An 18,238-nucleotide genomic window follows, 5' to 3' on the forward strand; every position below is an offset into this window, starting at 1 on the left:
ACCGCAGACAGGAGAAAGCTTGATGGACGCGAACCTTCAGGCGCACCAGTTCTATGGGTTAGGGGGTTTCGGGGATCAGGAAGAGCTCTACCAACTGGCGGCGCGTGCCCAAGTGCTGCGTCCGGAGCGGGCTGCCGAACAGCTCGGCTGGAGCGCCGATCGGACAGCGCGGGCGGTGAAACTCCTGACGGAGGCCATGCTGCTCCAGCCCGTGCCCGGAGAGCAGAGCGCCTTCCGGCCAATTGCTCCGAGGGCGGCGGCCTTCCGCAGGCTGGCCCCCCTGCAGCAGCAGATCAAACGCATGGAGCGCCGTTCCCAGGAGATCCAGGCCGAACTCGTCGGATTCCACCGCGCGCGTGAGGAGGCGCTGGGGGGAGCGCCGGGCGGCGAGGGGCAGATGACGTGCGACGAGACGCTGCGGATGCTCGTCGGCGAGGAGGAGCTCCACGAGGAGATCTCCGAGGCGCTCTCCTCGTGCACCGGCGAGGTGCTGCTCGCCCGGCCCGGAACGGGCTGGTGGGCCGAGACCATACAGCGCCACGCCGGATCGGCGGTCGGAGTGCTCCAGCGGCGGGACGTGGACGTACGCGTCATCCACCACCACGCGGCCCGCTTCGACCCCGTCATCCGGAAGTTCGTCGCCGCCCTCGCCGAGGGCGGGGGCGCGGCACGCAGTCTGGCCGGCCCCTTCGAGGGAGTGATCGTCCTCGACCGGCGGACGGCGATCGTCCCCCTGGAGGAGGCGCACCTCGCCGTGGTCGTGCAGCAGCCCGGCCTCGTCCGCTTCATGGTGGAGGTCTTCGACCGGACCTGGCGGGTGGCCAAGGAGTTCGAGGGGCAGTGCCGTACGACGGAGGTGAGCACCCTTGTCTCCGACGTCCAGGGCGCTATCATCCAGCTCCTCGCCGAAGGAAAGACCGACGAAGTGATCGCGCGACGCATAGGAGTCAGCGTCCGGACCTGCCGCAACCACATCGCCAAGATCTACCAGGAACTCGGCGCCCGGAGCCGGTTCCAACTGGGTGTCATGATTGCCAAGTCCGGACTCCTGGAGCACGTCCAGAGCCCCTCCCGCACTCTGCAGACACCGCCCGTCCCCACGTCCGCTGCCGACCCCGGACACGGGGCCGGTGCGAGACAGACCCTGACCGCAAGCTAGGACACGTACATGGCTCACTCCGACCCCTCCTCCACCGCGGCGAACCCGCCGCCGGAACTCGGCTACCCGCGCCCCGGCGAGGTGTTGCGGCGGCTGCGTGCACAACGCGGCATGTCGCTGCGGACGGTCGCGGCGGAATGCGGACTCTCGGTGTCGTTCCTGGCCGCACTGGAACGCGGCGAGACCGACATCGCGCTGGAGCGGCTCAACCGCCTTGCGGCGGTGTTCGGTCACGACGTCGGGTCCTTCCTGGGGTTCTCACGGGGCCGGGCCACTCCGTCCGTCTTCCCCCTCCAGACCCAGGAGGTGCTGGAACGGGCGCCGGGGGTGACGTACCACGTGCTGCGGTCGCCCGAACTCGGGTACCAGGTGATCACCGCGCACTTCCGGCCGCACACCGAGCTCGGCGAGGAGCTCCAGCACGAGGGGACGGACCTCATCGTGATGACGCAGGGGACCCTGGTGGCGCGCTACAACGGGGTGGACCACGAGTTGAGCGCGGGTGACTGCGCCCAGTGGTCGGCCGGCTATCCGCACACGTTCCGCAACGACAGCGACGAGCACGCCCGGTTCATCGGCGTGCTCTTCTCCAGCCTCTACTGAGGTTCCCCACGGGCCCAGAGCCCCTGTCACGCCCATGAGAACGGAGCGGAGCCCATGCCCAGCCTCGATGTCCCGCCGGGTGGCGGCGGGTTCTCCACCGTCACCTTCGCGGAGTTGCGCCTCCCGGACGACGTCCGCGACCTGCTGGGGGAGCGGCTGGCCTCCGCGCACGACCCGTTCGGGGACATCGACCGGGCCTCGGCCCGCTGCCACCAGGCATTCGCGCAGTTGCCCGTCGAGGTGCTCCAGAGTCTGCTGGACTTCGGCCGCCATCCGGATGCCCCGGGCGTCGCGCTCGTCCGCAACCTGCCGGTGGACCCGCTGCTGCCGCCCACCCCCAGGGACGGCGGACCGAGCCTCGGGAAGCGGACGTTCGTCGCCGAGGGGGTGCTGCTCGGGCTCAGCGGACTGCTGGGCGAGCCGGTCGGGTTCCTCTCCGAACGGGAGGGACGCCTCGTGCACGACGTCGTCCCCGTCGCGTACGGCGCCGCCACGCAGACCAGTCAGGGCACGAAGGTCTTCCTCTCGTTCCACAACGACCTCGTGCACGACTGTCAGGACTGCTACAGCAGACACGGCCCCGACTTCGTGGTGCTGAACTGTCTGCGGGCCGACCGGGAGAGCGAGGCGTGCACCTACTACGCCGACGCCCGGGACATCGTCGGCCTGCTCGACACGGCGACGCTCGACGTGCTGCGCTCCCCGGCCTTCCGCATGAACGCGCCCGGCGGATTCGTGAGTTCGCTCGTGGACCGGGACGAGGCGTACTCCGACCCGGTGCCGGTCCTGCGGGGGCCGGGGGAGTTCCCGGAAGTGGTCACCGCGGCCAATGGAGTCCGGCCGCTGACGGTGGCGGCACGGGCGGCCTTCGACACGTTCCAGTCCGCCTGCCTCGTGGTGGCACACGAGGTGAGGCTCGCCCCCGGACAGGCCCTGCTGATCAACAACCGCAAGGGGGTGCACGCGCGTTCGCGGTACACCGCCCACTACGACGGACGGGACCGCTGGCTCCAGCGGACGTACGTGCGCCGCAACCTGTGGGACATCCGCCACCGGTCCGTGCCCGGAGTACGGCGCATCCACTGAGCCCGGGAACACGTCCGTACATACCGCTGCCCCGGCGCCCGATGGGCGGTCCGGGGGCAGCGGCACGTACGGACGTGTCAGAGGAGCTTTCCGGTGGAGCGCAGGGAGTCCAGCACCGCGCGGACGGCGTCGAGGGACTGGTCCTCGCCGGTCGCCCGCTTGTGGTAGCAGAGGCCGGCCGGGTTCTCCAGATTGACCTCGATCACGTGCGGGTACGCCAGGTCGATGCCGGCGAAGTGGATGCCGTGCTCCGTCAGCCGCTTCCCGATCCCCCGCACGAGCCGCTCCTCGTCCGGGGTGAGCCGCAGCCGCTCGTAGCGGGCGCCGATCGTGGCGTTGGCGCGGTTGTCGTTCTCCAGCGGGAACCGGAGGTACCCGGACACCGGATTCTCACCGGCGAGGATCACCCGCTTCTCATGGGTCCGTGCGTGCGGGAGGTACTCCTGCAGGACGGCATAGCGCTCGGCCCGTCCGATGACGGCGCGGCCGTAACTGTCGTAGCGCGAGGTGGCGTTGCCGGTGGCCGAGCTGATCAGTGCCGTGGTGTTGCGGTCCTCGTCGCTCACGACGTACACATCGGCACCGCAGCCCTCGTTCGGGGGTTTGAGGACCCACGGCCGGTCCGGGACACCGCGGACGAGCCCGTTCAGGAAGCCGAAATCGTTCGAGACGTAGGAGCTCGGGCGGTGCTCGGGGGGCACGAGGGCGCCGAGTGTGGTCTTGGAGTTGAGGAAGAACAGGGCCTCGGCCCCGTTGACGAACGGGACACGCTGGTTCAGCAGCCAGAGCAGCTGGAAGTACTCGGTGCCCGCGTCGGGGTGGGGGCCGGCGAGCACCCACACGAGATCGAACTCCTCGATCGGCCCCTGGGGGGTCTGCGGCAGCGGCATGGGGTCGCCGGGGGAGACCGGGCCGGACAACCGCGTCCGGTCGCAGGCCAGCACGGAGTCGTGCAGGGCGAGCGTGTGGACGTCGCCGATGTGCACCTCGTGCCCGTCGCGCAGCAGGGCGCCGGGGACGAGCGACTGGTTGTCCAGCTCGAACCGTTCCGCTCCCGACACCAGGACCAGGATCTTGTACGGCATGTCAGTGTCCTTCCCCGCTGTCCGCGGTCTCTTCTTCCTCGATCAGGTTCGCCATGAGCCACCGCTCGGTCTCCAGCAGCCGTTCCTCGACCTGCTCGGGCCCGTCGCCGCACACGACGGCGAAGCACAGGTGGTGCGCGCTGTGCCGGGTCACCTCGCCGGGCGCCAGCTTCGCGTTCACCTCGTAGTGCCGCACCCAGGGGAACGGCGGCCTCCCGGGTGCCCGTACCGGGCGGCCCTGCGGCAGCACCGAGACGGAGCCGTGCACCTGGTCCGGCGGAGTCCCGGGCGGGGTGTCCACCGGCAGACCGCACAGCAGGCGCAGGACGGTGGCGTGCGGGTCGACGCCGTACGTGAGCCGGGTGAGCAGGGGGATGCGGTCGCCCCCGACGCGCGAGGCGATCTCGCACAGCACCAGCTCGTCGTCGGGGGTGTGGAAGACCTCCAGGTGGTACGCGCTGGTGGCCGGGGTCTCGAAGGCGGTCAGGACCTGGTCGAGGTATGCCTCCAGCCTGCGGGCGAGGGGGCTGTCGGGACGCAGCTGCACCGAGCCGTTGTTCTGTCCGGAGAAGACGCCCAGGCAGCTGCGCAGATAGCGGGAGGAGGCCACGAAGCGGTAGCCCTCGGAGACCACCGCGTCGATGTGGTACATCGGTCCTTCGACGAACTCCTCGACCATGAGGTCGTCCCGCCACGGCCGCCGGCTCAGGGCGACGAGGTCGCCGTCGTCGCGGAGCACCGCGATGTCACGGGACCCGCCCTGCTTCACCGGCTTGACGACGACGGGGTACGCGGACTTCTCGACGAAGTCCGTCAGATCGGCGAAGGCCGTGAGGCGCGCGAAGCGCGGGACGGGCACGGCGAGGCCCGCCGTCTCCTTCATCACCGCCTTGTCGCGGAACGAGAGGGCGCTCGCGCGCGACTGGCCCGGCAGACCCAGGTCCTGCCGGATGTGCGCCGCCCGCTCCAGGTCGTACTCGTTGTCCGTGACCACATGGGTGAACGGCCGCTCGCGCGCCATCCGGCGGATCATGAGCTCCGCGTACGGCACCGACTCGCACTCCGGCACGTACTCGTAGTGGGCCAGCCCCTCGGTGTGCGCGAGGTCGTGGTGACTGAAGACGTGCAGGCGGTCCGCGCACTCGGGGAACACCGCGGGATAGTCCATGACTGGGCTGTAGTTGATGACGGCGACACGCTCGGGCGCGCCGTCGTCGGACGGACTGGTGGTCATGATCGGGGGTCTCGCCTTCTGGTACCACGGTGGACGGGAGCGGCCCGGCGGGCTCAGTGCAGACGCCGGGAGCCGGGGACGGCACGGTGGCGGATGGGCCACTGGCTGCGGCGTACGTACGTCCGCTGGAGCCAGCGGTCCCGGCCGTCGTAGCGTGCGGTGAACGGCGAACGGGCGTGCAGGCCCTTGCGGTTGTTGATGAGCAGTGCCTCGCCGGGGCGCAGGAACACCTCGTGGGCGACGGCCCGGCACGCCTGCTGGAGCCGGTCGAGGGCGTCCCGGGCGCGTGCCCCGTCGGCGCGGATGCCGTTGGCGGCGGCGGAGACCTCGGGGGAGGACTCGGGGCCGCTGATCATCGGCACCGGGTCGGAGAACACCTCGGCGCCGCGCGCCACGTCCCGGATGTAGCTGCCGGGCGCGTTCATCCGGAACAGCGGACTGCGCAGGACCTCCAGGGTCGCCGGGTCCAGGGCGCGGCAGATGTCGCGGGCGTCGGCGTAGTACGTGCCGGCGACCCCGTCGTGGTCGGCGCGCAGGCAGCTCAGCACCAGGAAGTCCGGACTGGCCAGGTCGTACCGGCCGCTCGCGTCGTGGACGATGTCGTTGTGGAAGTTCAGGAAGACGGAGGACCCCTGGTTGGTCTGGGACATGGCCCCTCCCGGAACCGGCACGACATCGTGCACCAGCTGTCCGTTCTTCTCCGTGGTGAAGCCGACCGGCTCGCCCAGCAGCCCGCTGAGCCCGAGCAGCACGCCCTCGGCGACGAAGGTGGTTTTGTCCGCGCTCGGCCCGCCGTCGCCGGGCGTCTGCGGCAGACGGGGGTCGACCGGGGCGTTGCGGAGGTGGCCGACCCCTGGGGTGTCCGCGTGCCGCCCGAAGTCGAGCAGTTGCTGGAGCACGGGGGTCGGCAGCTGGGCGAAGACCTGGAGGTAGCGGGTCATCAGCCAGTCGATGTCGCGGCCCGGTCCCGGCAGCGACGCCAGGCGCTCGCCGAGGGCGTCGCGTACCGGGTCCGGCAGGTCGACCGTGAGGAGCGTGGCGGGAACGGAGGCCGCTTCGCAGGCGGGTGCGGTCATGGCGTGGTCCTTCCGGTGGTGGCGGGTACGGGTGCGATCGGTGCGGGCCCGGTCAGGCGAGGGCCGGGGTGGGAACCTGCCCGGCCCCGGCGGCCAGGCCGTCGTGCAGCCGCTGCGCGAGCCGCACGGCCGCGGCCTCGCCCTCGGCGGTGTGCAGCCGTGCGCTTCCCTCGCGGAGCACGGTGACCGGGACACCGTTCACGCGCCCCGGGGTGACGCCGTGGCGCAGCTGCGTCTCCTCCGGGTCCACGTAGCCGCCGATCACCGCCACCCGGTGGCCGTCCCCGTCCGACGGGCGCAGCGCCTCCACACCGTCGGCGAGGAACGCCTGGTGGGCCAGGTCCGCCGTGGCGCGGTCCGGATAGTCCAGCACCCGGGAACGGAGGTTGAGGACGACCGCGGAGGCGTCCGGACCGCCGGGACCGATGACCGTCCCGGTGAGGAACGGCTCCTGGTTGTGACGGCAGCGGATCGTGATCCCGTGGCGCTCCGCGAGACGTACGGCGCGGTGGTGCAGCACCTTGGCCCCGTGGAGCGACATGGCGGCGGCATCGCCGTACGAGACGTCCCGCAGCAGCCGGGTGTCCGTGACCCGGTTGGGGTCGCAGCTGTGGATGCCCGCCACGTCGGAGTGGATCTCGCACTCGGTGGCTCCGAGCGCCACGGCCGTGGCGACCGCGGACAGGTCGGAGCTGTTCTTGCCCAGCCAGGTGGGCCGCGCCCTGCCGTCGGCGGCCTGGCCACCGGGGACGACGACGACCTCGTGCTCGGCGAGGGCACGGCGCAGCGGCTCCGGGCCGATCTGTTCGAGCCGGGCCCACATGAAGGTCCGGTCGGTGGTGAACCCGTTCTCGTGCCCGGCCAGCACGGTGGTGCTGCGGCCCAGCCGGCGCAGCGCCGCCGCCAGGAGATGGGCGCTGACCGTGTCGGCGAGGGTGAGCAGGCCCGCCACCCCGTCGTCCCCGGGGCGGGGGTTCACCTCGTGCAGGCGCTCGCGGAGCCGCTCGGTCTCGCCCGGCATCGCGCTGACCACGATCGCGAGGCGCCGTCCGGACGCCGCGATCCGGGTGTGGAGCGCGCGGGCCAGATCACCGTACGCCCCGGGCGTCGCGAAGCTGGACCCGCCGAACTTGAGCACCAGGGGGCGGCCGCCGGGGATCACAGCGTGCCCCGGGCGACGAGTTCCTCGGCTGCCTGGAGCGCGTTGAGGGCGGCGCCGATCCGCAGGTTGTCGGCGACGACCCACAGCCAGAAGCCGCACGGGTCGTGCGGACTCACCCGGACACGGCCCACGTGCACGTGGTTGGCCTCGGCGACGGTGCGCGGGGTGGGGAAGGCGCCCGGGACGTGGCGGTCGTGGACGGTGACTTCGGGGAGGGCGCTCAGCGCGGCTACCAGTTCCTCCCGGTTCACCGGATCGTGGCATTCGACCCAGGCGGCCTCGGAGTGCCCGTTCAGCACCGGCACCCGCACACAGGTCGTGGTCACGTTGAGATGCGGCAGACCGAGGATCTTGCGGGACTCCTGGAGCATCTTCTGCTCCTCCATCGTGAAGCCGCTGTCCAGGAGTTCGTCGATGAAGGGGACCACGTTGAAGGCGAGGGTCGGGCTGAACTCGACCTCCGGCCCCGGGCTCGCGGGGTCCTCCAGCGCGGCGCGGGTGGCCTCGTGGAGCTCCGCCGTTCCGGAGTGCCCCCTGCCGGAGGCCGCCTGGTAGGTGCTCACCACCACCTTGCGCAGGCCCCAGCGGTCCTCGACCGGGCGCAGCAGCCGGACCAGCGGGATGGTGGAGCAGTTGGGATTGGCGACGATGCCGCTCACCGGGCGGCGGCCGAGCGTTTCCGCGTTGACCTGCGGTACGACGAGCGGGGTGTCCGGGTCCATCCGGAAGGCGTTGGTGTTGTCGATGACCAGCGCCCCCCGGGCCACCGCCGCCGGCGCCCACTTCCTGCTGACCTCGCTCCCGGCGGAGAAGAAGGCCAGGTCGACGGTGGAGAAGTCGAAGGTGTCGACGGCCGACACGCGATGCTCCCGGCCGTCCACCGTCAGGACGCGGCCCTCCGAGCGGGGCGAGGCGACGAGGTGGATCTCCCGGTAGCGGAAGGCCCGCTCCTCGATCAGGTCGATCAGTGTCCGGCCGACCGCGCCGGTGGCTCCGACCAGCGCGATGCGCGGGGCGTCGGTGTCGTACGGGGTGTGCGGCATGGTGTTCCCTTCGTGGAGTCGCGGAACGGTGCGTGGGCGGGGAGTTCACCGCAGGACGGGCAGGAGGTCACGCAGGGCGCTCGGCCGCGAGGCGACGGGCATGGCGTCGACGAAGTGCACGGTGGCACCGACATCGGTCGCGCCGGCGTCGGCCACCCGGTCGTCACCGACCATCGCCGCTTCGGTGCCGTCGACGTCCAGGAGCGCGAGAGTGATACGGAAGAGTTCGGCGTCCGGTTTCTGGATGCCGTGCTCGTAGGAGAGCACGTACGCGTCCACGAACCGGTCCAGGTCGTGGGCGCGGAAGACGGGGCGCAGGTCCCAGCCGATGTTGCTGATGACCGCGATGTCCACGCCGGCGTCGTGCAGGGCGGTGAACACCTCCTCGGTGTCCGGGTACGGCTGCCACGCGGGGGCGGTCATGTGCCGCTCGTAGAGCGCGTCGGTCAGCTCGGGCCAGGGCAGCCCGGCCGCGTGCAGCAGACCGGTGTACGCCTTCCGGTGCCGGGCGGCGTCCAGGTCCCGCTCCTGCCAGAGCCGCGCCAGAGCGGGGTCCACGTCGCGGGGCGCCGGACCGCCGGGCACCGCGCCGATGCTCCGCAACCGTTCCGCCCAGCGGCGCACCTCGTCCATGGAGACGTTCTCGCCCGCCTCGGTGAGGACGGCGCTCAGCCACTCCTCGGCGCTTTCGAGGTGGAAGAGGGTGCCTGAGAAGTCGAACATGCAGCCTTTGACGGACATGGGAGATCCTTCGTCGACGAGAGGGGGTCCGGGGACCGGGTCAGCGGGGAACGGGTGCGAAGCGGTCGATCCGGCCGATCGGCTCCCGCGGAGCCCAGCTCAGCCAGGGGATGTGGGCGTTGACCAGCTCGCCGTCCTCCCGCAGGACCGCGGCGGGCGGGTGGTTCATGTGCAGCAGCGGGTCGTCGAAGTTGTCGAAGGCCGCGGCGAAGTCCATCCGGTAGGCGAAGTCGGTGTCCTCACCGCCCCAGCCCTCGTACCGCTCGTCCATCCCGCCGATCTGCCGGAAGACACCCGCACGCACCCAGACACAGGCACCGGGCGGACGGCGCACCACGAAGCCCCGTACCTCCTCGGGATCGGCCCCGGCCGCGCCCTCCAGTACCCGCCGGCGCACGGCGTGGGCGGTGGACGCGGAGGTCATGCCGAGCATGTCCCGGTACGGGAGGTGTCCCCCGGTGCCGGGGCGGTTGAGCCGGGCGACGTTGCGGGCGATGAAGTCGCGGTCGGTGAGGACGTCGGCGTCCAGGACGCAGATCACCTCGGCCGCCTCCCCGGTGAGCATTACTCCGACGTTGACCGCCCAGGACTTGTTGAACGTGTCCGCCTTCGGGGCGAAGAGGTAGTGGTCGACGTACGGTTCGAGGACCTCGCGCCAGCGGGGCTGCTCGTCGGACTCGACGACGGTGATCCGGAACCGGTCGCGGGGGAACGACTGGTCGCCGAGCGACAGCAGGCAGGCCAGCAGATTGCGTGCCCGGACCCCACCGGTGTCGCGGTCCCGGAACGGGATCACGACGAGGACCGGCGCGTCCGGTGCGGCGGCCGGTGCCTGGCGCGGCGGTGTCGCCCGCAGCTCGTCGAGGCTCACCGCGACCCCGTCGGCGCGGTGGCGGCTGCCGAGGTGGTGCCCTAGGCGGTTGTCCCGTTCGGCCCGCCAGGCCGCATCGAACAGGGCCGCCGTGGCGGGTGCGTTCGGATCGGCCGCCGCGAGCGCCTCGACGAGGGCCCGATGACGGCCCGGGTTCTCGGGATCGGAGCGCAGCTCCCGTGCGAGGGAGCGCAGCCGCGGGTCGTCGAGCTCCTCCGCGGCCCGTTCCACCTCCAGGAACAGCGGCCGGTATTTCTCCCAGAAGAAGACGCAGGCGCGACGGGATTCCGGGTCCGCGGCGACGACCAGAATGTCGGCGACCGCCGTGGCGAGGACACGTGGATCGGTGGGCTGGATGCCGGACAATTCTCTCTACCCTTCAATTCTCTGGATCAGCTCTTCTGATTCCGCTTTCCGTGCGGCGCTCATGCCCCGGCGGCCGCGGAATCGGGTGCGGGCGCGGTGTGCGGGGGATTTCCGCGGCGCTGTGCGGCGAAGGCGCACATCAGGACGGCCGACAGCACGGCCAGCAGGCTGACGAGCCCGAGCGCCGCGCGGAGCCCGACCGCTTCCGCGGCGAATCCGATGAGGGGCGGGCCCATCAGCATCCCGGTGCCGTTGATGCTGGAGACGTAGGTGAGGGCCGGGCCGAACTGCTCGCCGCCCAGGCTTCCCGCGGTGGAGAAGACCACGGGCACGACCACGGACAGCCCGAGCCCCAGCGCCGTGTACCCGCACAGGGCGAGGAACGCGTCGCCGGAGGCGAGCGCGATCCCGAAGAGGACACCGGCCGGCGCCGCCGCGAACACCACGGTGCGTACCGCGCCCCAGCGGGCGGTCAGTCCGTCACCGGCCAGCCGGCCGGCCGCCATCGCCACCGAGAACAACGCGTACCCCAGGGAGGCGAAGCCGGTCGAGCGCCCCAGTTCCCCGTGGAGGTACAGCGCGCTCCAGTCGGCCGCCGCCCCTTCCCCGGCCGCGGCGCACAGCCCCGTGACGGCCAGCAGGGTGAGCGGGAACCGCAACCGCCGGGGCACCGGAACCCAGGCGCGCGGGGACTCCTCCCGCCGGGCCGGCCGCGCGGGGGCCGGCAGCAGACGGGTCGAGGCGGCCGCGGCCAGCGCGCCGAGGCCCACCGCCACCAGCGCGAAGTGGGCACGGGGTCCGATGCCGCCCGCCGCCGTGAGCCCTCCGACGAGCGCACCGGCGAGTCCACCGGCGCTGAACGAGGCGTGCAGGGAGGACATGACCGGACGCCCGCGCAGCCGTTCCAGCTCGACGCCGTGGGAATTCATCCCCACGTCCAGCAGCCCCATGGCGGCCCCGAAGAGGACGAGCGCCACGCCGAGCCCGAGCGGTCCGCGGACGAACGCCGGAGGGAGCAGCGCCAGACAGGAGAGCGCGGCGCCCACCCGGGTGACCGGAAGGCTCCCGGTCCGGGTGACCAGCTGGCCGGCCACCTGCTTCGAGAGCAGGGCGCCGAACGCGATGCCCAGGAGAGTGAGACCCAGGATCCCGTTGTTCGCGTCGACCTGTTCCTTGATGTCGGGAACCCGGGAGGCCCAGGTGCCGAAGAGAGTGCCGTTGACGAAGAAGACACCCATGAGAGCGACACGGGCCGAACGGAGCCGTGCGGGGCTCGGGACGGATTCTTTTTCGCGGACCATTTCGTGAACTCCGGGAAATCGGCCTCGGCATTCGCCGGACCGGGGCGAAATGCTGGAGCGGGACGGGAGATTCGGTGGTGTGGGGGTGTTCCTTCGATCCTTGCCGCTGGACAAGGGGGCGAAAAGAGGAATGCAGGAAGCAGAGGGCCGGGTGCAGCAAGATGAAGCACGTTTCCGGCCGGGTGGGTGAGCCGCACGCGGCGGTGTCAGCCGGCCGCCGAAAGGGCCCGGGACAGGGCGGTGCGCAGGATGTCCGCCGCGATGTCCACCTCCGCCTCCGTGCAGTTGAGCGGGGGCAGCAGCCGCAGTACACCGTCGTCCCGGCCGCCCAGCTCGATGACCAGCCCGAGCAGCAGCGCCTCGCGCTGGACCCGCAGCGCCAGACCGGAGGAGGGCCGCCCGGTCACCGGGTCCGCCAGCTCGACGCCGAGCATCAGCCCCAGCCCCCGTACGTCGCTGACCTGCGGGGTCAGCGCCCGCAGTTCCTTCAGCCGGCCGATGAGCTGGACGGAGCGCGCCCGCACATTGGCGAGGACGTCGTCCCTGTCGAACACCTTCATCGTCGCCACCCCCGCGGCGAAGGCCGCCTGATTGCCGCGGAAGGTGCCGCTGTGCGCGCCGGGCTGCCACACGTCGAGCCGCTCGTCGTAGAGGATCACCGCCGCGGGCAGGCCCAGGCCGCTCAACGCCTTCGAGGCGACGACGACGTCGGGCTCGATGCCGTACTGCTCGAAGGCGAACCAGGTACCGGTGCGTCCGCAGCCGCTCTGGACCTCGTCCACGATCAGTGGGATGTCCAGCTCGCGGGTCACCGCGCGCAGCCGCCGTACGAACTCGGGATCGGCGGGAATCACGCCTCCCTCGCCCTGCACCAGCTCCAGTACCACGGCCGCCGGGAGCGGGAGCCCCCCGTTGGCGTCGGTGAGGGAACGTTCCAGGAAGCCGGCGCAGTTGACCGAGCACGAGTCGCGCTCCAGCCCGAGCGGGCAGCGGTGGCAGTGCGCGTAGGGGAAGAAGTGCACATCGGGCATCCGGCCGCCCACGGGGGCCTTCTGCGAGACCAGCCCGGTGACGGACAGGGTGGCCAGTGAGCTGCCGTGGAACCCCCCTTGGAAGGTGACCACGTCCGTGCGCCCGGTGGCCGTCTTGCACAGCTTCAGGGCGGCCTCGACGGCGTTGGCGCCGGTGGGACCGCAGAAGTGGATCCTGGTGCGGGAACGCATCGGTTCGGGGAGCATCCCGAGGGTCAGGCCGGTGAACTCGTCCTTCACCGGAGTGGGGAAGTCCAACCCGTGGACGAACTCGTCGAGTTGCCGGTGGGCCGCCTCCAGGGGCTCCGGGGGGTTGTGCCCCAGGGGGAGGACACCCGCGCCGCTGAGGAAGTCGAGGAAGACGTTGCCGTCGAGGTCCTCCAGGTAGCTGCCCCGGGCGCGGCGGACCGCGAACGGCAGCCGCCGGGGGTAGGTACGGGCGTTGGACTCGCGCCGGCTCTGGCGCTCCAGCAGCTCGGCGCTGCGCGGCCCGGGCAGTGGGCCCCGCACCGACGGTCCGGTGGGGTGCGGTGTGCGGACGGGAACGGGGGAGGGGGAAAGAGTGGACAGGGTCATGACGGGCTCCTGGAGGGCGTCGGGAGGGCGGGCTCGGGGAGGTGCGGGGGCTGTCCGGCGGGGCGTCGGCGGGTGACCGCGACCACCAGGACCCCGACGACGACGGCCTGCCCGGCGGCGTACAGCCAGAACTGCGCCGGGGAGCCGGCGGACTGGCCGACGGCGTAGAGCTGCCCGCCGACGATCCCGCTGAGGAGGGAGCCGCCGCCCAGGGCCAGGCGCTGGCTGCCGATGGCGAGGGCCGGGCGGTCCGGCACGGTTTTCAGCGCCTCCAGATCGTTCTTGAGGAAGAGCACCCCCTCGCCCACACTGATCGCCACCGTCCCGAGCAGGACGAAGGCGACCCCCGGCCGGGCCAGGGCGAGAAAGCCGAGGGCGAGGGCGGGGAAGGCGACCAGCACGGCCCGGGAGTAGCCGAGTCGGCCGATCAGACGGGCCGCCGGGGGCTGGCCGATCACCACCAGGACACAGTTGAGCACCAGCGCCGTGCTGTAGAGCACCGTCGAGTGGGTCGCGGTGACGAAGACGCCCAGGTAGTTCTGGAAGTACCAGTAGACGTAAGCGGTCGCCAGGGCGACCAGGGCGGGCGCGGTCAGGAAGGCCCGCGCCCAGTCGCCGCGTCCGGCCCGCACGCGGACGGACGCGGTGGTCCCGTGCGGTGCGGGCAGCAGGACCAGGTGCGCCAGTGTCATCGTCGCGAACATCACGGCGACGACGGAGAAGACGAGCAGGGGCATCCGCGAGATCAGGAGACCGGACACCAGGGTCCCCAGGGCCATTCCGGAACTCAGGGCCGAGTTGTTCACCGACAGCAGTACCGGACGGTGTTCCTCGGGCACCTCCGACACCAGGTACGCCTTGTTGGCGGGGGAGTACAGCGTGTCGCCGAGAGCAGTGACCAGCACGGCGGTGACGGCCAGCGCCGGGCTGTCCAGGCCGACGGCGAACAGGGTGAAGCCGGCCGTCCGCACGGCGAGCCCGGTCACCATCGAGCGCTTGTAGCCCACCCGTTCGGCGACCAGGCCGCCACCGAGGGCCCCGGCGAACTGGAGGAAGGAGGTGACCCCCAGCAGCAGCCCCACCGGGCCCATCGCCATCCCCAGCCGGTCGTGCAGCAGGATCGCCAGGAACGGCAGGACCATGAAACTGCCCAGGGGCATGACGAACGAGGTGACGAGCAGGAACCGCAGGGTCCAGGGGAGGCGGGCCATGTCGGCCCACAGCTCAGAACGACGGATGCCAGACATCGCCGTCCTCGAATTCCACCCAGTAGGTGCGGGAGATCTCCTTCTTCACCGGCTCGGCCGCCGCGTGGTCCGGCAGACGGAGCCAGATGAGTCCGGGGCGCCCGCCCGAGTTGTCGATCACCGGGGCCGGCACCAGGCCCGGCCGGATGTCGATCTCGAAGTCCTTGACGCCCTCGATGTCCCGGAGCAGTTCGGGGTCCGCGGTGCGGCGGACCCGTTTGCGCGGGGGCATCAGGGACAGGCACATGCCCGTCGCCGTGTACGGCGGCAGGTGCGGCGAGGTGGTGTCCGTACCGCCCGGCAGCAGGCTGCGCAGCATCGTGCCGATCTCGTCCACACCGGTGGCGTGCTCGACCATGCGGAAGATGCGCATGCCCCCGATCCGGGGCTGGGACTCGATGATCACGGGACGGCCGTCCGCGCTGATCTTGACCTCGGTGTGGGTCAGCCCCCAGTCGTGCCCGATCGCGTCGAGGAAGGCCAGCACCGTCCGGTGGATCTCCGGAAGGGGATCGTCGTACGGGGGAGCGGGCGGAACGGAGATCTCCGTGATCGCCAGGTTCGGATGGGTGCGCAGCCGCCCGGCGGAGACCCCCGCGATGCTGTGCCGGCCGTGCAGCGTGACGGTCTCGACGCTGTAGACCACGTCGCCCGGGACGAACTCCTCGGCCAGGTAGGGGCCGTCGTGCCAGAAGGCGGTGTCCTCCAGCGTTTCGTCCAGCTCCGCTCCGGTGAGGAGCTGGCGCACACCCACACTGCCCGCTCCGGAGACCGGCTTGACGACCAGCGGCACCCCGTGGCGCGCGTGGAACTCGCGGAGTGCCGCCGCGTCCGGGACGCGGGCCCAGGCGAGGGCGAGTTCGGGATGCCCGGCCAGGGCGGTGCGCATCAGGTCCTTGTAGTGGGTGATGGCCACCGTCCGCAGGGAGAGCCCGCGCAGACCCAGGGCGTCGGCGACGACGGCGGAGCTCTCGGTGCCGAACTCGCCGAACGAGACGGCGGCCTCGAGGGGCATCTCCCGGTGGATGCGGCGGGCGGCGGCCAGCACGGCCGCGGTCTGGTCCGCCGGCATCTCGTGGACGGAGCGGCAGCGCGCGAGGACCTCGCGGTCGGCCTCGGAGAACTCGGTGGTGTCCCCGATGAAACTCACCTCGAAGCCGAGGGCGAGTGCCACCTCCGGCACTCCCGCCCAGCCGCTGAGGACCAGGAGATGCGGCTTGTGCTCAGGCATCGTCGTCTCCCGTCAGGATGCGTACCTCGCCCGCGGCGGAGAGCGCGTTCTGCAGGGCCGTCTCGCTGGTGGCACCGGTGGCCAGGAGCACGCCGACGCAACCGTCCTGGTTGGTGACGGTGCGGACGCGGGTGCCCGGGGGCAGCGAGGTGTACAGCGCGGGACCGCCCGGATGCGCGGCCAGGGATTCGATGCCCTCGTAGCCGAGGTGGACGCCCGGTCGCTCCGGGTAGAGCAGCACCTGGGCGACACCCCGGCGCGGGGTCAGGGGTGCGTCCAGGAGGGCGGGACGGCGGCGCAGCGCGAGATCGACGAACGCCGCGTACAGGTTGATGTCCAGGGACTGCGAGATCGCCTCGCCGACCAGGGCACCCGCGAGCCGGGGGTTGATCTCGACGACCTCGAAGCCGTCCTCCTGCATGATGAACTCGGTGTGGGCGAAGCCTTCCTCGTACTCCACGGACTTGAGCACGTTCTCGATCCACCGCGTGAGCTCCTCCGCGGCTCCGTCGGGCAGCCGCACCGGGAAGCCCAGTGCCTCCTCGCGGAAGGCCGGGGGTGCGGACATGATGCGGCTGTTGAGGCCGATCACCCGGGTCTGCCCCTTCCAGGTGAGGGTCTCCACGCTGTACAGCGGTCCGAGGAAGTACGGCTCGGCGGTGGGGGCGCCGCGCAGGGTGCAGCTGCGCATCTCGGCCAGCACCCGGGTGAGTTCGTCGTGGGTGCGGGCCAGCCAGACGTGCTCGCTGGAGGTGCCGGAGCTGTCCTTGACGATCAGCGGGAGGCCGACCCGGGACGCCAGGGCGGACGCGTCGTCCGTGTCGGTGACCGTCGAGCCGGCGGAACGGGACAGCCCGTGCTCGTGCAGGTGCCTGCGCAGTCGCGCCTTGTCCCGCACCAGACGTACGGCCTCGGCGGGCTGCCCCGGCAGCCCGAGTTCCTCGCGGGCGGCGAGCGAGACCAGGCTCCAGGTGTCGGTGGTGCTGAGCAGTCCCGCCAGGTCGCCGATCCGCCGGGCGGCCGCGACGACCTCGCCGACGTCGTGGGTGTCCACATCGTGGACCACGAGGAGCGGGCTGTCGATGCGGGAGAGCTCGTGGGTGTACTCCTGGCGGTCACCGGTCAGCAGGTGGACGATGAGTCCTTCCCGTCCGGCGGCTTCCACCAGCCGGCCCAGACCGAACTGGAGCCATTCGAGGACGATGAGATTCCGCCCCGAGGGGGCGGGGACCGAGGCACTCACAGCAGGACCTCCTTGCTGCGCGACGGGGTGGGCGGGACGTCGGGAACGACGGTGTACCGCGCGTGGCGGGTCGTGCGGAGGCGCTCGGCGCCGGCCGGTCGGTAGTCGCGGCGCTCCCAGTCCATGACCGACCACGGGAAGGAGAGCTGGTCGAGGGAGTCGATGCGGCTCGGGGCCAGGGCCTCGATGCCCCGGTCAGCCTCGGCGCGCGCGTAGACGTTGTCCGCGTAGCGGTGCCCGGTGTCGGCGGCGATGAACACGCAGGGCCGCTCCGGTGCGCGCGCGGCCTCCCAGGTGGCGGCGAGGTAGTTGCAGCCGGAGGACATGCCCGCGTAGACGGCGTGGTGCCGGAGCAGCGCGGTCGTGGCTGCCGCCGCGCTGTCGAAACCTATCCAGTGCACCCGGTCGTAGAGCTCGTAGCGCACGTTCCGCATGACGATGGGGCTGCCGATTCCGGCGATGCTGGCCACCGGGTCCTCGACCGGATCGCTGCCGAAAGTGACGCTCTCGAAGGGCTGGACGCCCACGAGCGTGACATCGGCGCCCATTCCCCGCAGATATGTGGTGATGCCGCCGGTGGAAGCTCCGGTTCCCACTCCGCCGACCAGGTTGAACGGCCCGCCGCCGAATTCGCCGTGCAACAACTCGGCACATGCCTGATAGCCGAGGTAGTGCACGTCGTCGTGGTACTGCTGCATCCAGTGGACGTTTTCCTCGGTGTCGAGGATCTCGGCAACCCTGTCGAGACGGGCACGCTGGTCCATCTTGTCGACGAGGGGTCCCGGCGGTATTTCCACCTGATCCACCCGGGCCCCAAGCATTTCGAACTGCCTGCGCATGTTGTCGTCGATTTTCGTCGAACACACGATCCGGCACTGCATTCCGAACTTGTGGCAGGCAAGGGCGAGTGAATGGCCGTACGTGCCGCTGGAGCTGTCCATGAGGGTGTCGCCCGGACGGACGACTCCTTCGGCCAGAAGCCGTCGAACCGCTTCGATCGCCGAATAGAGTTTCATCATCTCGAAGCGCAGCACGTAGAGATTGCGGTCCAGGCGGACCACATCGGGTTTCTTCATCGCATCCGCGATGTGATCGAACACGGCATCGTCCTGTTCTGTGAAGCGGCCGTCCGAACGCGAGCGGGGAATTCCGGGGCCCGGTGCGGAACGTGTTCCGGCCGGAA

Annotated in this window: 16 protein-coding genes; 3 read left to right on the forward strand and 13 right to left on the reverse strand. The window is 71.3% G+C overall.

Annotation, left to right across the window (positions count from 1 at the left end; all coding sequences use genetic code 11):
* Positions 1 to 22 precede the first annotated feature (22 nt).
* Genes ACIQGQ_RS31205 through ACIQGQ_RS31215 form a run of 3 tightly spaced genes read left to right on the forward strand, consistent with a single transcriptional unit; the run spans position 23 to position 2,848 of the window.
* Positions 23 to 1,159, forward strand: coding sequence for a response regulator transcription factor (locus tag ACIQGQ_RS31205; protein ID WP_402402086.1), 1,137 nt, complete (start codon positions 23 to 25; stop codon positions 1,157 to 1,159).
* A gap of 9 nt (positions 1,160 to 1,168) precedes the next feature.
* Positions 1,169 to 1,762: a cupin domain-containing protein gene (locus ACIQGQ_RS31210; protein WP_402402089.1), complete on the forward strand. Its 594-nt coding sequence runs from the start codon at positions 1,169 to 1,171 to the stop codon at positions 1,760 to 1,762.
* Positions 1,763 to 1,816: 54 nt separating this feature from the next.
* Positions 1,817 to 2,848 (forward strand): TauD/TfdA family dioxygenase, encoded by a 1,032-nt coding sequence (locus ACIQGQ_RS31215; RefSeq protein ID WP_402402092.1) that lies wholly within the window; start codon positions 1,817 to 1,819, stop codon positions 2,846 to 2,848.
* A 77-nt stretch (positions 2,849 to 2,925) separates the two neighbouring features.
* Here the strand turns inward: ACIQGQ_RS31215 and ACIQGQ_RS31220 are convergent, their stop codons facing one another.
* The 13 genes from ACIQGQ_RS31220 to ACIQGQ_RS31280 form a co-directional block, all read right to left on the reverse strand.
* A complete protein-coding gene (locus tag ACIQGQ_RS31220) occupies positions 2,926 to 3,933 on the reverse strand; it encodes a RimK family alpha-L-glutamate ligase (protein ID WP_402402095.1) in 1,008 nt (335 codons plus the stop codon).
* 1 nt (position 3,934) lies between these two features.
* Positions 3,935 to 5,167: an acetyl-CoA carboxylase biotin carboxylase subunit family protein gene (locus tag ACIQGQ_RS31225; RefSeq protein WP_402402098.1), complete on the reverse strand. Its 1,233-nt coding sequence runs from the start codon at positions 5,165 to 5,167 to the stop codon at positions 3,935 to 3,937.
* Between the two features lie 53 nt (positions 5,168 to 5,220).
* Entirely contained in the window at positions 5,221 to 6,243 is a 1,023-nt protein-coding gene (locus ACIQGQ_RS31230) for a TauD/TfdA family dioxygenase (RefSeq protein WP_402402101.1), read from the reverse strand.
* Positions 6,244 to 6,295: 52 nt separating this feature from the next.
* Positions 6,296 to 7,405 carry an aspartate kinase gene (locus ACIQGQ_RS31235; RefSeq protein ID WP_402402104.1) on the reverse strand — a complete coding sequence of 370 codons (1,110 nt, stop codon included), beginning with the start codon at positions 7,403 to 7,405 and terminating at the stop codon, positions 6,296 to 6,298.
* Positions 7,402 to 8,448, reverse strand: a complete 1,047-nt coding sequence (locus ACIQGQ_RS31240; protein ID WP_402402106.1) for an aspartate-semialdehyde dehydrogenase — start codon at positions 8,446 to 8,448, stop codon at positions 7,402 to 7,404. Before ACIQGQ_RS31240 ends, ACIQGQ_RS31235 begins: the two co-directional genes overlap by 4 nt.
* A 45-nt stretch (positions 8,449 to 8,493) precedes the next feature.
* Positions 8,494 to 9,189, reverse strand: coding sequence for an HAD family hydrolase (locus tag ACIQGQ_RS31245; protein ID WP_402402109.1), 696 nt, complete (start codon positions 9,187 to 9,189; stop codon positions 8,494 to 8,496).
* 40 nt (positions 9,190 to 9,229) lie between these two features.
* The gene (locus ACIQGQ_RS31250; RefSeq protein WP_402402112.1) at positions 9,230 to 10,426 is read right to left on the reverse strand and encodes a galactosyltransferase-related protein; all 1,197 of its coding nucleotides are present in this window, start codon (positions 10,424 to 10,426) and stop codon (positions 9,230 to 9,232) included.
* Positions 10,427 to 10,485: 59 nt separating this feature from the next.
* The gene (locus tag ACIQGQ_RS31255) at positions 10,486 to 11,664 is read right to left on the reverse strand and encodes an MFS transporter (RefSeq protein ID WP_402402115.1); all 1,179 of its coding nucleotides are present in this window, start codon (positions 11,662 to 11,664) and stop codon (positions 10,486 to 10,488) included.
* A gap of 269 nt (positions 11,665 to 11,933) precedes the next feature.
* The gene (locus tag ACIQGQ_RS31260; RefSeq protein ID WP_402402118.1) at positions 11,934 to 13,334 is read right to left on the reverse strand and encodes a diaminobutyrate--2-oxoglutarate transaminase family protein; all 1,401 of its coding nucleotides are present in this window, start codon (positions 13,332 to 13,334) and stop codon (positions 11,934 to 11,936) included.
* Positions 13,331 to 14,581: an MFS transporter gene (locus tag ACIQGQ_RS31265; RefSeq protein ID WP_402402120.1), complete on the reverse strand. Its 1,251-nt coding sequence runs from the start codon at positions 14,579 to 14,581 to the stop codon at positions 13,331 to 13,333. The genes ACIQGQ_RS31260 and ACIQGQ_RS31265 overlap by 4 nt, the downstream gene beginning before the upstream one ends.
* Positions 14,559 to 15,812: an acetyl-CoA carboxylase biotin carboxylase subunit family protein gene (locus ACIQGQ_RS31270; RefSeq protein WP_402402123.1), complete on the reverse strand. Its 1,254-nt coding sequence runs from the start codon at positions 15,810 to 15,812 to the stop codon at positions 14,559 to 14,561. The genes ACIQGQ_RS31265 and ACIQGQ_RS31270 overlap by 23 nt, the downstream gene beginning before the upstream one ends.
* The gene (locus ACIQGQ_RS31275) at positions 15,805 to 17,055 is read right to left on the reverse strand and encodes an ATP-grasp domain-containing protein (RefSeq protein ID WP_402402126.1); all 1,251 of its coding nucleotides are present in this window, start codon (positions 17,053 to 17,055) and stop codon (positions 15,805 to 15,807) included. The genes ACIQGQ_RS31270 and ACIQGQ_RS31275 overlap by 8 nt, the downstream gene beginning before the upstream one ends.
* The gene (locus tag ACIQGQ_RS31280) at positions 17,052 to 18,155 is read right to left on the reverse strand and encodes a pyridoxal-phosphate dependent enzyme (RefSeq protein ID WP_402402129.1); all 1,104 of its coding nucleotides are present in this window, start codon (positions 18,153 to 18,155) and stop codon (positions 17,052 to 17,054) included. Before ACIQGQ_RS31280 ends, ACIQGQ_RS31275 begins: the two co-directional genes overlap by 4 nt.
* Between the last annotated feature and the right edge of the window lie 83 nt (positions 18,156 to 18,238).

Source organism: Streptomyces sp. NPDC092952 (assembly GCF_044754785.1).
Lineage (GTDB): Bacteria > Actinomycetota > Actinomycetes > Streptomycetales > Streptomycetaceae > Streptomyces.